Below are 13,136 nucleotides of genomic sequence, written 5' to 3'. Positions count from 1 at the left end.
TTCGTTTTACCTGACTAATTTGAGATTCGGATGAACATCACCAGCCTCGTGCAACGCTTCATAGTCCTGGCAGTGCTGACGGTCACCCCGACCGTCTGGGCAGCGCAGATCGTACCGTCCGCCCCGCAGCTGGCGGCCAAGTCCTACATGCTGATGGACGCGGCCAGCGGCGAGGTACTGGTCGAGCACAACGGTGACGAGCGCCTGCCGCCAGCGAGCCTGACCAAGCTGATGACCGCCTATATCGCCACCCTGGAAATCCAAAAGGGTCAGATCAGCGACAGCGACATGGTCACGGTGAGCGAAAAGGCCTGGCGTACCGGCGGCTCGCGGATGTTCATCCAGGTCAACACGCAGGTCTCGGTCGACGATCTGCTGCATGGCATCATCATTCAGTCGGGCAACGACGCCAGCGTTGCCATGGCCGAGCACATCGCCGGCAGCGAAGAGGCCTTTGCCGACCTGATGAACAGCACGGCTCAGCGCCTGGGCATGACTAACAGCCATTTCATGAATGCCACCGGCCTGCCGGACCCGGATCATTATTCCTCGGCCAACGACATGGCCAAGCTGGCTCGCGCGATCATCTACGAAGACCCGGCGCACTACGCCATCTACGCGCAGAAAGAGTTCTTCTGGAACAACATCAAGCAGCCCAACCGCAACCTGTTGCTGTGGCGCGACAAGACCGTCGACGGCCTGAAAACCGGTCATACCGAAGAGGCCGGCTACTGCCTGGTGGCCTCTGCCGTGCGTGACAACATGCGCCTGATCTCGGTGGTGTTCGGTACCGACAGCGAGCAGGCCCGCGCGGCGGAGACCCAGAAGCTGCTGACCTATGGCTTCCGCTTCTTCGAGACCCGCACCTTCTACCAGAAGGGCACCGAGCTGGCTCAGGCGCAGGTCTGGAAAGGCCAGCAGGACAAGCTTAAGGCGGGCCTGGCACAGGACCTGACCATGACCCTGCCGCGTGGCCAGGCAGAGAAGCTGCAAGCGGTCATGAGCTTCAACGGCACACTCACCGCACCGATCCAGCAGGGTGACGTCATCGGCAAGGTCGAGGTCAAGCTGGAGGACAAGGTCGTCCGCAGCACCGATCTGGTGGCGCTGGAAACCATCGAAGAGGGTGGGCTGTTCCGCCGGTTTTGGGATAGCATTCGCCTCTTCTTCTACAGCCTGTTCAACTGACCACGCGCGAGTGCACCGCGGCTGATCCCGCCGCGGCGCACGTGCGGATCACGAGTCCGTTACGCCCATGACCGATAACCAAGATGTCGCAGCACCCAAGATTGACTTCCCCTGCGAGCGCTACCCGATCAAGGTGATCGGCGACGCTGGCGAAGGCTTCCGTGAGGTCGTGATCGAAGTCATCCAGCGCCACGCGCCGGATTTCGACGAAACCACCGTCGTCACCCGCGACAGCCGCAACGGGCGATTCCTGTCGCTGCAGGTGCTGATCACCGCCACCGGCGTAGAGCAGCTGCAGGCCATTCACGTCGACCTGCGCGCCACTGGCCGTGTTCACATGGTGCTGTGATGACCCTCGAAGTGGGCGTGCGTGAGCTCGGCCAGATCGAGTACCGGACTGCCTGGCAGGCCATGCAGCACTTCACCAACACGCGCGATGCAGACAGTGGCGACGAAATCTGGCTGCTGCAGCACCCGCCCGTATTCACTCAGGGCCAGGCCGGCAAGGCCGAGCACCTGCTGTTCCCTGGCGAAATTCCGGTAGTGCAGGTGGATCGAGGCGGTCAGGTGACCTATCACGGGCCCGGCCAACTGGTTGGTTATCTGTTGCTCGATGTGCGCCGACTCGGTATCGGTGTGCGCGAGCTGGTGAATCGTATCGAGCAGAGTCTGATCGATCTGCTCGCCGGCTATGGCATCGAGGCGGCTGCCAAAGCGGATGCGCCGGGCGTTTACGTCAACGGTGCGAAGATCGCGTCTCTGGGCCTGCGCATTCGCAATGGCCGTTCCTTCCACGGCCTGGCGCTGAACGTGGACATGGATCTCGAACCTTTCCGGCGCATTAACCCCTGCGGTTATGCAGGGTTGCCCATGACCCAGTTGCGTGACCTGATCGGGCCGATCGACATCTCTGAAGTGGCCGATCGACTGCGTGATCACCTGGTCCGGCAGCTCGGATACGCGCAACAGAAGACCCTCGCGGGCGGAATCGAAGCTTATGAGTAGTGTAGAAACGGCAGGCAAGCGCCCGGCCAAGGTAGAGGCAGGCGTCAAACTGCGTGGTGCCGAGAAGGTTGCGCGGATTCCGGTGAAGATTATCCCCACCGATGAGCTGCCGAAGAAGCCGGACTGGATTCGCGTGCGCATTCCGGTTTCCCCGGAAGTCGACCAGATTAAGCAGACCCTGCGCAAGCACAAGCTGCACAGCGTCTGCGAGGAAGCCTCCTGTCCTAACCTGGGCGAGTGCTTCTCCAGCGGAACCGCGACCTTCATGATCATGGGCGACATCTGCACCCGTCGCTGCCCGTTCTGCGACGTCGGCCACGGCCGGCCGAATGCGCTGGACCCGGATGAGCCGAAGAACCTGGCCCAGGCCATCGCCGACATGCGCCTGAAGTACGTCGTCATCACCTCGGTGGATCGCGACGATCTGCGCGACGGTGGCGCCCAGCACTTTGCCGATTGCCTGCGCGAGATTCGCAAGCTGTCGCCGTCGATCCAGCTGGAAACCCTGGTGCCCGACTACCGTGGGCGCATGGATATCGCTTTGGATATCACTGCCAGCGAGCCGCCGGATGTGTTCAACCACAATCTGGAGACCGTACCGCGGCTATACAAGTCGTCGCGGCCGGGCTCGGATTTCGAGTGGTCACTGGATCTTCTGGAGAAGTTCAAGCAGCGCGTGCCGGGCGTGCCGACCAAGTCGGGACTGATGCTTGGCCTCGGCGAGACCGACGAGGAGGTCATCGAGGTCATGCACCGCATGCGCGAGCACGATATCGACATGCTGACCCTGGGTCAGTACCTGCAGCCTTCACGTAACCACCTCCCGGTGCAGCGCTTCGTTCATCCCGACACCTTCGCCTGGTTTGCCGAAGAGGGGATGAAGATGGGCTTCAAGAACATCGCCTCAGGCCCGCTGGTGCGCTCGTCGTACCATGCCGATCAGCAGGCGCACGGAGCCAAGAAAGACTGAAACCGTAAAGTTGTTGCGGCTCTTGAAGACCGCGCAGACAGTCCAGGCTGTCTGCGCGGTTTTTTCTTTTCCGTCCGCCATGCGCCTTGCGAAAGCGCATGGCGCGGGAACTGCCAAACGGTTGGCAAGAAAATTGCGGCATTACGCCGCATTAGACTTTGGTCTATAGTGGCGTTCGTTTACACCATGAGGCCAACCGAGGGCCACTGCAGATGAACGAACCCCAATTGAAGGACTTGCTTGACGATCTGGATGCCGCGAAGGTCGAGTGCGACGCGATGAGCCGCCTAGTGGTGACGCGGCTGGCCAAGCAGCACATTCCATACCGAGCGATGTTGGGGCAGGTCGAACTGGACGGTAAGGTGGTTTCACCGCACTTCTGGGTCGAGACCGACGGCTGCGTGATCGACTACCGCGCACGCCAGCGCCTTGGTGGTGATCAGCGCGTGCCACATGGTGTGGTCGCGCGCGAGGCAGTGAAGGCCCACTATCAAGGCCAGCAGGTAATCATTGATCCGCTGCCGGACTACCTCTACGAAGTAGCCATCAAACACTGACCTTGTTGCAGGGATAAAAAAAGCCCCGGCAGTCTGCCGGGGCTTTTGTGTTTGGCGCCAAGCCCAACGCGATCAGTTGTGCGCGCGCAGTCGCCCGAGCAGCTCCTGAGTGGGATGGCCATCGGCCGGCCAACCCAGGCGTTGCTGGAAGCCGCGGATAGCCTTGCGGGTATTGGCGCCGATGATGCCGTCCGGGGTGCCCGGGTCGAAGCCCTGAGCGACTAGACGTTCCTGCAGTTCAAGGCGCTCGGAGCGGCTGAGTGGCTGTTCGCCGCGTGGCCAGCTGCCCGCGATCTCGCCTTTGCCCTGGAAATTCTCTGCCAGCAGGCCGATCGCCAGGGCATATGCCGAGGAGTTGTTGTAGCGCAGGATGGCGCGGAAATTGTCCATGATGAGGAATGCCGGGCCACGATGGCCGGCAGGCAGCAGCAGGCTGGCGCTGGCTTCTTCCTGGTCGCCGGGCAGGTTGCGCAGGCCGAGGCTGCGCCATTCGGCCAGCGGCTTGCGAATCTCGGTGTCGGCCAAGGCGTAGTCGAACCCTTCGGGTAGCTCTACCTCGAAGCCCCAGGCCTTACCCTGTTTCCAGCCGGATGCCTGAAGGTAATGCGCGGCGGAGGCAAGGGCGTCGGCCGAGCTGTTCCAGATATCGCGCTTGCCGTCGCCATCGAAATCCACGGCATGGGTGTTGTAGGTGGTCGGAATGAACTGCGTCTGCCCCATGGCACCAGCCCAGGAGCCGCGCATGCGCTGTGGCGCGACGTCGCCGTGCTGGAGGATTTCAAGCGCTGCAATCAGCTGACTCTTGGCGAATGCCGGACGGCGACCCTCGTGGGCGAGGGTCGCAAGGGAACGAATCACCGATTTGTCGCCCATGATCTGGCCGAAGCTGCTTTCCAGTCCCCAGACGGCAACCAGGGTTTCGCGATCGACGCCGTAGCGGGCCTCGATCTGATCCAGTGTGGTGGCGTGCTCGCTAAGCAAGCGGCGGCCGCTGCGCACGCGCTGTGGCGAAATGGCGCCTTCCAGGTACTGCCAGACGGGCCGGGTGAACTCGGGCTGGCTACGGTCCGCCTCGATCACCGCTGGATCGGGCTGGACGCCGGCGAAGGCCTGGTCGAAGGTCGCGGCGGAGATACCGGCCGCAAGGGCTTCAGCGCGGAACTGCTCGCGCCACTGGCTGAAGCTCAGGTGAGTGGCTTCCGAACGGACATCGGCGATGGTGGCGTCGCTAGGCTGGCTGGCGGCGGGGACGTTGCTGACCAGAGTGGACTGCGCGAGGGGTTCGGCTGCACAGGCAACGACCAAGCTCATCGCCGAAGCGGCAACCAGGGTACGTAGCAGCAGAACGGGAACGAAGGTGTGATACATGCACCGCTCTCGAAACGTGTCGTCGGCCGCAGACATTATCACGCTTTGGCGGTGTTGGGTTTTCAGGCTGCCAGAAGGACCGAAGCCTCCCAGTTAGTGGACTGGGAGGCTTCGCGGCGGTAGCTGCCTTTGCCTTTTTTCGGCGTTTCCTGGCGGAGGCGGAACAGGGGTTGCGCAACCAGGTGCTTGGCCTTGTTCGGCCGTTTCTTGCGTGTGCTCATTTCGATTTCCTCAAATGGCCCGCTATCGGGCGAGGGAATCATAGGCCTTGTGCAAAAAATGTCCAGTGCGCTGCGGCGTGAATTCGCTCTCCACGATTCGCTCGTCAGGTACCGATCCGGCGGCCACTCAGTTGCAGGCAAATATCCGCCAGACCGATCCAGGGATCCCCGGCGGCCTGGCCCTTGATCTGCTCGTCTATGCGTTGCGCGTCTCTCAGCAACTGGTTCCAGCCGGCCGCGTCATGCCTTTGCAGTGCTTTGGAAACCAGCGGGCGACGCTTATCCCAGACCGGCGGGCGGGCCTGGCTGAAGGCACGCTCGAGCGGAGTGCCCTGGGCATATTGCTGCGCAATATTGGCCAGCAGGCGCAGTTCGCGGGCCAGCGCCCAGAGGATCACCGGCGCCTCGACGCCTTCACCGCGCAGGCCCTCCAGCATGTGCAGCGCATGGGCCGCCTGGCCGTGCAGGGCTGCGTCGATCAGGCCGAATACATCGTAACGGGCGCTATCAGCCACCGCGGCCTGGACGGTTTCCGCGGTGACCTGTCCGGCTTCGGCCAGCAGCTTGAGCTTTTCGATTTCCTGCGCCGCGGCCAACAGGTTGCCTTCGACCCGGGCGCTGATCAGTTCGACGGCTTCCTGGTCCGCGGACAGGCCCGCCTGTGCCAGCCTCTGACGTATCCACTGCGGCAGCTGCGCGGCATCCACTGGCCAGATCTGCAGGAACTGCACGTCCTTGCCATCGATCAGCGCCTTGGCCCACTTGGTCTTCTGGGTGCTGCCGTCGAGCTTGGGCAGACTGACCAGCAGCACGGTGTCCTCGGCGGGGCGGGCGAGATATTCCAGCAGCGCCGCGGCACCCTTGTCACCGGGCTTGCCGTTGGGGATGCGCAGTTCGAGCAGCCGCTTCTCGGCGAACAGCGAAAGACTCGCACCGGCTTCGATCAGCTGGCTCCAGTCGAAGCCGGTCTCCACGTGAAAGACCTGACGCTCACTGAAGCCCTGCGCTCGGGTCGCTGCGCGGATCGCATCGCAGGCTTCCTGGCACAGCAGGTGCTCGTCGCCACAGACGACGTACACGGGCGCCAGCGGGCCTTGCAGGTGTTTGCCGAGCTGAGCGGGAGAAAGCTTCATGGTGCGAAGACGGGGGCCTTGAGGCCCCCGTTACCTGTTACTGGATGGGCAGCTGGATGGGCGACTGTTGCGGCTGCGCGTCTTGGGCACGACGGGCAGCTTCCATGGCTTCAGCCTCGGCGCGGGCCTTGGCTTCGGCTTCCTGTTGCAGGCGGTCGAGCTGCGCCGGGGTGATGCGCTGGATACGCAGGGTCAGCTGCTGCAGCAGCTCGCGGCGCATTTCCTGGCGCAGCTGATCGCCTTCCTGGGACGAGCCGATCAGGTTGTTGCTGTCGTGCACGTAGACCTTCTGCACTTCGATGCTGTCCTCGAGCAGCAGCATGTTCTGCGGGCCGAGGAATTCGTAATCGAGGGTGCTGGTCAGCTCATACTCGGCGCTGCGTGCCGAGCTGGTGTAGCTGGCGGTGCGCTGGCGGGTCTGCTCGCGGGCAAGGTTCAGGCTGTACTTGGCGCCCGGGTAAACCCGCACGCCATTGCTCTTGAGTAGGTCTTCGAGCTGTTGCACCGTTTCGCCGTAGCTGTTGCGCGCCTGCAGGTCGATCTCCTTGAGACCGAACTCCACGTCACCGGTGCCGCGCAGCTGGAAGCCGCAAGCGCTCAGCAGCAGTGTCAGGCCCAGCACCACCAGATTCCGTTTGTTCATCTTGTTATCCCCTTGCAGGCCCGGCGCGGACGCCGGGGCCGAATCAGTTAGCGACGATGTTGACCAGCTTGCCCGGCACCACGATGACCTTGCGGATCGTCAGGCCCTCGGTGAAGCGCAGCACGTTCTCATTGCCACGGGCAGCAGCCTCGACCTCCTCGCGGCTTGCCGCGGCCGGTACTTCGATCTGCCCGCGCAGCTTGCCGTTGACCTGTACCACCAGCGTCAGGCTGTCCTGCACCAGGGCGGACTCGTCGACCTTCGGCCATTGCGCGTCGATGATCGCGCCCTGTTTGCCGAGTCGCTGCCACAGTTCGTGAGAGATGTGCGGTGTGATCGGTGCGAGCAGCAGGGCGACCGTTTCCAGGCCCTCCTGCAACAGCGCGCGATCCTGCTCGCTGGCGGTAGCGGCTTTCTCCAGCACGTTCATCAGCGTCATCACCTGGGCAATGGCGGTGTTGAATTTGTGATGCTGGCCGACTTCGACGCTGGCCTGCTTGATGGCGAGATGGATCGCGCGGCGTACGGCCTTCTGCTCGTCGCTCAGGCTGGCGGTGTCCAGCGTGCCTGCGACGCCAGCGCTGACATGGCCCTGAGCCAGACGCCAGACACGACGCAGGAAGCGGCTGGCGCCCTCGACGCCGGAGTCGGACCACTCCAGGCTCATGTCCGGCGGCGAGGCGAACATCATGAACAGGCGGCAGGTATCTGCGCCGTATGCATCGATCATGGCCTGCGGGTCGACGCCGTTGTTCTTCGACTTGGACATCTTCTCGGTGCCGCCGATTTCCACCGGCAGGCCGTCGGACTTGAGTTTGGCGCTGATGACCTTGGCCTTGGCATCGCGTTCCAGCTCGACATCGGCCGGGTTGAACCAGTCCTTGCCGCCGTTTTCCAGGGTGCGGTAATAGGTCTCGGCGACCACCATGCCCTGGGTCAGCAGGTTCTTGAACGGCTCGTTGGAGGAGACCAGGCCCTCGTCGCGCATCAGCTTGTGGAAGAAGCGCGCATAGAGCAGGTGCAGGATGGCGTGCTCGATGCCGCCGATGTACTGATCCACCGGCAGCCAGTGGTTGGCTGCCTGCGGGTCGACCATGCCGCCCTCGTAGTGCGGGCTGGCGTAGCGGGCGAAGTACCAGGACGACTCGACGAAGGTGTCCATGGTGTCGGTTTCACGCTTGGCCGGCGCGCCGCACTTCGGGCAGCTGCATTCGTAGAACTCCGGCATGCGCGCCAGCGGGCTGCCGGCGCCGTCCGGTACCACGTCTTCCGGCAGCACGACCGGCAGCTGGTCTTCGGGGACCGCGACGTCGCCGCAGCTGTCGCAGTGGATGATCGGGATCGGGCAGCCCCAGTAGCGCTGACGGCTGATGCCCCAGTCGCGCAGGCGGAACTGGGTGCGTGCCTGGCCGAGGCCTTTCTTCTGCAGCGCCACTTCGATGGCATCGAACGCGCCGTCGAAGTCGAGGCCGTCGAAGATGCCGGAATTGATCAGCTCGCCGTGTTCGCCGTAGGCGTCCTGCCAGGGTGCCGGGGTCTGGTCGCCGGCGCTGGTGCGTACCACCGGCTTGATCGGCAGGTCGTACTTGCTGGCGAACTCGAAGTCGCGCTCGTCGTGCGCCGGGACGGCCATGACCGCGCCTTCGCCGTAGTTCATCAGCACGTAGTTGGCGACCCACACCGGCAGCAACTCGCCAGTCAGCGGATGCTGCACGCGCAATGAAGTGGCGAGGCCCTTCTTCTCCTGGGTGGCGATGTCGGCTTCGGCGACGCCGCCACGCTTGCATTCATCGATGAAGGCCTGCAGCTCGGTATTGTTCTGCGCGGCAAGCGTGGCCAGCGGGTGCTCGGCGGCCACCGCGACGTAAGTTGCACCCATCAGCGTATCGGGACGGGTGGTGAAGACCTTCATCACGCCTTCGCTGCCGATGCTGGCCACGTCGTAGGGGAAGCTGATCTCCATGCCGCGCGACTTGCCGATCCAGTTGCGCTGCATGGTCTTGACCTGTTCCGGCCAGCCATCCAGTTCGTCCAGACTCTCCAGCAGCTCATCCGCGTAGGCGGTGATCTTGAAGTAGTACATCGGGATTTCGCGCTTCTCGATCAACGCGCCGGAACGCCAGCCACGGCCGTCGATGACCTGCTCGTTGGCCAGTACGGTCTGGTCGACCGGGTCCCAGTTGACGGTGCCGTTCTTGCGGTAGATCACGCCCTTTTCGTACAGGCGGGTAAACAGCCACTGCTCCCAGCGGTAGTAATCCGGCTTGCAGGTGGTGACTTCACGCGTCCAGTCGACCGCCAGGCCGAGGCTTTTAAGCTGGGCCTTCATGTAGGCGATGTTTTCGTAGGTCCACTTCGCCGGTGCCACCTGATTCTTCATCGCGGCGTTTTCCGCCGGCATGCCGAACGCGTCCCAGCCCATGGGTTGCAGGACATTCTTGCCCTGCATGCGCTGATAGCGCGCGATCACGTCGCCGATGGTGTAGTTGCGCACGTGACCCATGTGCAGCTTGCCGCTGGGGTAGGGGAACATCGACAGGCAATAGAAGGTGTCCTTGCCTGGCTGTTCGCTCACTTCAAAGGATTTCTGCGCGTCCCAATGGGATTGCGCGGCGGCTTCGATTTCGCGGGGCTGATACTGTTCGTGCATGGCTACTGGCGTTGGGATGGGGGCTGGCTCTCCGCGAATGCGTTGTCGCGGGCACGTTGGCAGGTCCGGCGGACCTGGCGCTAACGCGACCCGGCGGGCTGCGGGCGGAGGCATGGAAGCGCCGTAGCATACATGACCCCCCGCGGCCTAGGGAAACCCCATTTGCCGCTGCTCCAGAGCTCCGTCCGTCGTGCGCGGCTTGAGCGCGTCAGGCTGAGCTACGCTTGATCCAGGGGCGGGACGAATGTGAGGTGAGGTTGATGGACCGAGAGCCACGATCTGAGGACAGTAGTCTTTATGCAAGGGTGTTGCAGCGACTGAGCTCGGCCCTGCAGGAGGCCGAACGTGCTACGTCCGCTGATGCGGACGGTGCTGGCGAGCTGGAAGTGCGCGGTTTGACGCCGGCGGAATTCGAGCTGATCCGTGCGTATCTGCAGCGTGATTCCCAATGGCTCTCGGGCTGGCATGCCGCGGCGGAGGAGCAGGCTCACCTGTCGCGCCAGGCGCTGCGTCCGGCTGTGCGCAGCGGTAGTCGACAACGGCACGGCGCGCATGGCCGCCACGCGCCGCTGACGTTGCAACAGACACTGAGTTGCGCGCTGTGCAACGCCGAAGTGAGCTGGCCGGAAGGCGCCGGTCCCGCAGCCTGCCACGTCTGCGGGTCGCAGCTGCTGCGCGCCAGGCAGCGTCTGCACACCTATCCGCGGCATTGAGCAGTGGCCGACAAATCCTCCGGCTGCGGCTAGAGTGTCTGCCTTTGCCGCGGAGGTCGGATGCCGATTCGCTATTTCTTCAAGCAGCTGCTTTTGCCGCCGGGCGTGCTGCTACTCCTGCTGTTGCTCGGATGGTGGCTGCGCCGGCGCGCGCCAAAGCTGGCGGCGCTGTGCTTCGTCACGGGGTTGGTTGGGCTCTGGTTGATGAGCCTGCCGGTCGTCGTCGAATGGACGGCGCGGCTGGTCGAGCGCGAGCCGGCGCTGGCCGAGGCGCAGTGGATGCAGCTGGATGAAGAGGCCGGCGCCATCGTGGTGCTGGGGGCCGGGCGCGAGCAGAGTGATCCGGCATGGGGCGGCGATCAGCCCGGCTACATCGCGCTGGAGCGCTTGCGTTATGCGGCGCGGTTAGCCAAGACCAGCGGCCTGCCGATTCTCACCAGTGGCGGGCTGCACTACGGCCAGCCACCCAGCGAGGCGATGCTCGGCGCGGAGGTGCTGCAGCGCGACTTTGGCGTCGCCACGCGCTGGCTCGAGGAGCGTAGCCGGACGACCTGGGAGAACGCGGTTTTCAGCGCCGAGATGCTGCGTGCGGCGGGCATCGAGCGGGTGGTGCTGGTGACATCCGCCTCGCACATGCCGCGCTCGCGCTGGTGCTTCGAGCAGAACGGGATCGAGGTGATCGCTGCGCCGGTGGGCTTCATGGGCGTGCCCAATCGTCGGCCGTTGAATGGCTGGTTGCCGGAGGCCAAGGCCTTCTGGCAGAACGGCATGTTGCTCAACGAGGTCGTCGGTATGGCGGTTTACCCGCTTGTGTACCGCTCCGCGAACGACTGAGTCGAACGCATTAACCTGAGTGTACGGTCGTGGGTGAGCCTCAGCCCGCAACTCGCCATTCGCGGTCAAGGTCGCCCCCACGTTGGCGGCTGTAGGAGCGGCCTTGGCCGCGAACAAAGCCAGCTCGGAGCTGGACTTTCGCAGTCAATAGCGGCGCAGCGCTCAGCATAACCGCCTGGCTTGCGATGAAGCCCTCTCAGCGGCAGCCAAAAGACCCGTTCAGGACCCAGCAGCTTCGCATAGATGAGGCTATGCCTTGCGCCTGATCAGTGCCCAACCGAGCAGCAGCACGCATACCGCGATCAGCGGCCAGGAGCGCCAGCGCAGATACGGCGTCAGCCCCTGCATCGGGGTGACTTCGCCATACAGCACGGCCTGTTCGAACTGCGGAATCTGCTCGGTGATCTGGCCGTAGGGGTCGATCAGCACGGTGATGCCGTTGTTCGTCGCGCGGATCATCCAGCGCCCGGCTTCCAGAGCGCGCATCTGCGCCATCTGCAGGTGTTGCAGCGGACCGATGGAGCGGCCGAACCAGGCATCGTTGCTCACCGTCAGCAGCAGATCGCTCTGCGCCGCGAGCCCTGCGGCGAACTCCGGGTAGACCACCTCGTAGCAGATGTATGGCGCGATCTGCAGGCCCTTCGCCTGCAACAGTGGTTGGCCGGATTCGCCGCGGGCGAAGTCGGACATCGGCAGGTCGAAGAAGGCGATCAGGCCGCGCAGCAGATCCTGCAGCGGTACGTACTCGCCGAACGGCACCAGTTTCTGCTTGAGATAGGTGCCGGCACCGTCACCGGTGCTGGTCAGCCCGTTGTAATAGCGCAGCTCGCCAGCCGCATTGGGCTGGCGTACCGGTACGCCGGTGATGAGTGCCGATTCGCGCTGGTTGGCGAAGCCGGCCATCATCGTCAGGTAGCCCTCGGCATGATCCTTGAGGATCGGCACGGCGGTTTCCGGCCAGACGATCAGGTCTGCCGGGCGACTACCGAAGGTCATGTCGCGATACAGCAGCAGCTGCATCTCGAGCTTCTTCGGGTCCCACTTCATGCTTTGTGCGACGTTGCCCTGCACTGCGGCAACGGTCAGCGGTTCGCCCTTGCTGGTCGTCCAGGCATGGTCCTTGAGTGCCAGGCCTGCCAGCCAGGGGGAAAGCAGCAGCACGACGGCGGCGGCCAGGCGTGCTTTGTCGGCAAGCAGTCGCGGGATCGCCGCGAGCAGGGTGGCGCTCAGAGCGACGGCAAAGCTCAGCAACCAGACCCCGCCGAGCGGAGCCAGTCCGGCCAGCGGACCATCCAGCTGGCTGTAGCCGATGTACAGCCAGGGAAAGCCGGTGAGAATCCAGCCACGCAGCGCATCCAGCGCCAGCCAGAGTGCGGCGAAGGCCAGCGCATCGCCAAGTGCGGAATGGCGATTGCGCAGCAGGCGCACCCAGAGCCAGCCGAGCAGGGCGAAGAACAGCGCCAGGCCGGCGACGAAGCCGAGAGTGAGCAATCCGGCCAGCGCCGGCGAGGCCGCGCCGAAGTCATGGATGCTGACGTAGACCCAGCTGACCCCCGAGGCGAATAGCCCAAAGCCGTAGCACCAGCCGCGCTGCGCCGCCTGCTTCGCTGCGGTTTCGCGCAGGCCAAGGTACAGCAGCGCCACCGAGAGCAGCGCCAGCGGCCAGATGTCGAAAGGCGCCAGCGACAGCGTGGTCAGTGTGCCGGCGACCAGTGCCAGCAGGTTGCCCGGCCATCCGGGACGGGTGATCCAGTGCATGGAAGTTCCTTGCGCAGCGGTGCGGGGAGGGAGGCTAAGGGCGATGAAGTTGGCCGGCAAGCAGCTGGCGGACGAGCGTCCGCGCAGGGTCGGCTG

General features: G+C 64.1%; 13 protein-coding genes. 7 read left to right on the top strand and 6 right to left on the bottom strand.

Translation table 11 applies throughout. The annotated features are described in order from the left end of the window. Positions 1-30 precede the first annotated feature (30 nt). The 5 genes from LO50_RS03165 to LO50_RS03145 all read left to right on the top strand — a co-directional run bounded on the left by LO50_RS03165 (position 31) and on the right by LO50_RS03145 (position 3,720). On the top strand, positions 31-1,188 hold the full coding sequence (locus tag LO50_RS03165; RefSeq protein ID WP_014818959.1) for a D-alanyl-D-alanine carboxypeptidase family protein: 1,158 nt from the start codon (positions 31-33) through the stop codon (positions 1,186-1,188). Between the two features lie 67 nt (positions 1,189-1,255). Next, positions 1,256-1,537 (top strand): DUF493 domain-containing protein, encoded by a 282-nt coding sequence (locus tag LO50_RS03160; protein ID WP_041015896.1) that lies wholly within the window; start codon positions 1,256-1,258, stop codon positions 1,535-1,537. Then, a complete protein-coding gene (gene lipB / locus LO50_RS03155) occupies positions 1,537-2,193 on the top strand; it encodes a lipoyl(octanoyl) transferase LipB (RefSeq protein ID WP_044314091.1) in 657 nt (218 codons plus the stop codon). The genes LO50_RS03160 and lipB overlap by 1 nt, the downstream gene beginning before the upstream one ends. Then, entirely contained in the window at positions 2,186-3,163 is a 978-nt protein-coding gene (lipA, locus tag LO50_RS03150) for a lipoyl synthase (RefSeq protein ID WP_041015898.1), read from the top strand. The genes lipB and lipA overlap by 8 nt, the downstream gene beginning before the upstream one ends. A 212-nt stretch (positions 3,164-3,375) precedes the next feature. After that, positions 3,376-3,720 carry a hypothetical protein gene (locus tag LO50_RS03145; RefSeq protein WP_003301712.1) on the top strand — a complete coding sequence of 115 codons (345 nt, stop codon included), beginning with the start codon at positions 3,376-3,378 and terminating at the stop codon, positions 3,718-3,720. Positions 3,721-3,792: 72 nt separating this feature from the next. Here the strand turns inward: LO50_RS03145 and LO50_RS03140 are convergent, their stop codons facing one another. From LO50_RS03140 to leuS, 5 genes are all read right to left on the bottom strand, one after another. Continuing rightward, complete coding sequence (locus tag LO50_RS03140; protein WP_044314090.1) at positions 3,793-5,088, bottom strand: lytic murein transglycosylase; 1,296 nt, start codon at positions 5,086-5,088, stop codon at positions 3,793-3,795. Between the two features lie 62 nt (positions 5,089-5,150). Further along, the gene (arfA, locus tag LO50_RS03135; protein ID WP_003285150.1) at positions 5,151-5,309 is read right to left on the bottom strand and encodes an alternative ribosome rescue factor ArfA; all 159 of its coding nucleotides are present in this window, start codon (positions 5,307-5,309) and stop codon (positions 5,151-5,153) included. Between the two features lie 104 nt (positions 5,310-5,413). Then, positions 5,414-6,442, bottom strand: a complete 1,029-nt coding sequence (gene holA / locus LO50_RS03130) for a DNA polymerase III subunit delta (RefSeq protein WP_023444926.1) — start codon at positions 6,440-6,442, stop codon at positions 5,414-5,416. Positions 6,443-6,479: 37 nt separating this feature from the next. Further along, positions 6,480-7,085 (bottom strand): LPS-assembly lipoprotein LptE, encoded by a 606-nt coding sequence (locus tag LO50_RS03125; RefSeq protein WP_042921806.1) that lies wholly within the window; start codon positions 7,083-7,085, stop codon positions 6,480-6,482. A gap of 43 nt (positions 7,086-7,128) precedes the next feature. Continuing rightward, the gene (leuS, locus tag LO50_RS03120; RefSeq protein WP_044314089.1) at positions 7,129-9,735 is read right to left on the bottom strand and encodes a leucine--tRNA ligase; all 2,607 of its coding nucleotides are present in this window, start codon (positions 9,733-9,735) and stop codon (positions 7,129-7,131) included. 305 nt (positions 9,736-10,040) lie between these two features. On the opposite strand from leuS, the gene LO50_RS03115 reads away from it, so the two are divergent. Further along, positions 10,041-10,448, top strand: a complete 408-nt coding sequence (locus tag LO50_RS03115; protein ID WP_044314088.1) for a hypothetical protein — start codon at positions 10,041-10,043, stop codon at positions 10,446-10,448. 60 nt (positions 10,449-10,508) lie between these two features. Then, positions 10,509-11,282 (top strand): YdcF family protein, encoded by a 774-nt coding sequence (locus tag LO50_RS03110; protein ID WP_023444930.1) that lies wholly within the window; start codon positions 10,509-10,511, stop codon positions 11,280-11,282. 249 nt (positions 11,283-11,531) lie between these two features. Here LO50_RS03110 and lnt read toward each other — a convergent pair whose 3' ends face one another. Next, positions 11,532-13,040: an apolipoprotein N-acyltransferase gene (lnt, locus tag LO50_RS03105; RefSeq protein ID WP_044314087.1), complete on the bottom strand. Its 1,509-nt coding sequence runs from the start codon at positions 13,038-13,040 to the stop codon at positions 11,532-11,534. Positions 13,041-13,136 lie beyond the last annotated feature (96 nt).

The organism is Stutzerimonas stutzeri (assembly GCF_000935215.1).
Lineage (GTDB): Bacteria > Pseudomonadota > Gammaproteobacteria > Pseudomonadales > Pseudomonadaceae > Stutzerimonas.
Note: the sequence above shows the minus strand (reverse complement) of the source record. Positions and strands in the feature narration are given on the sequence as shown.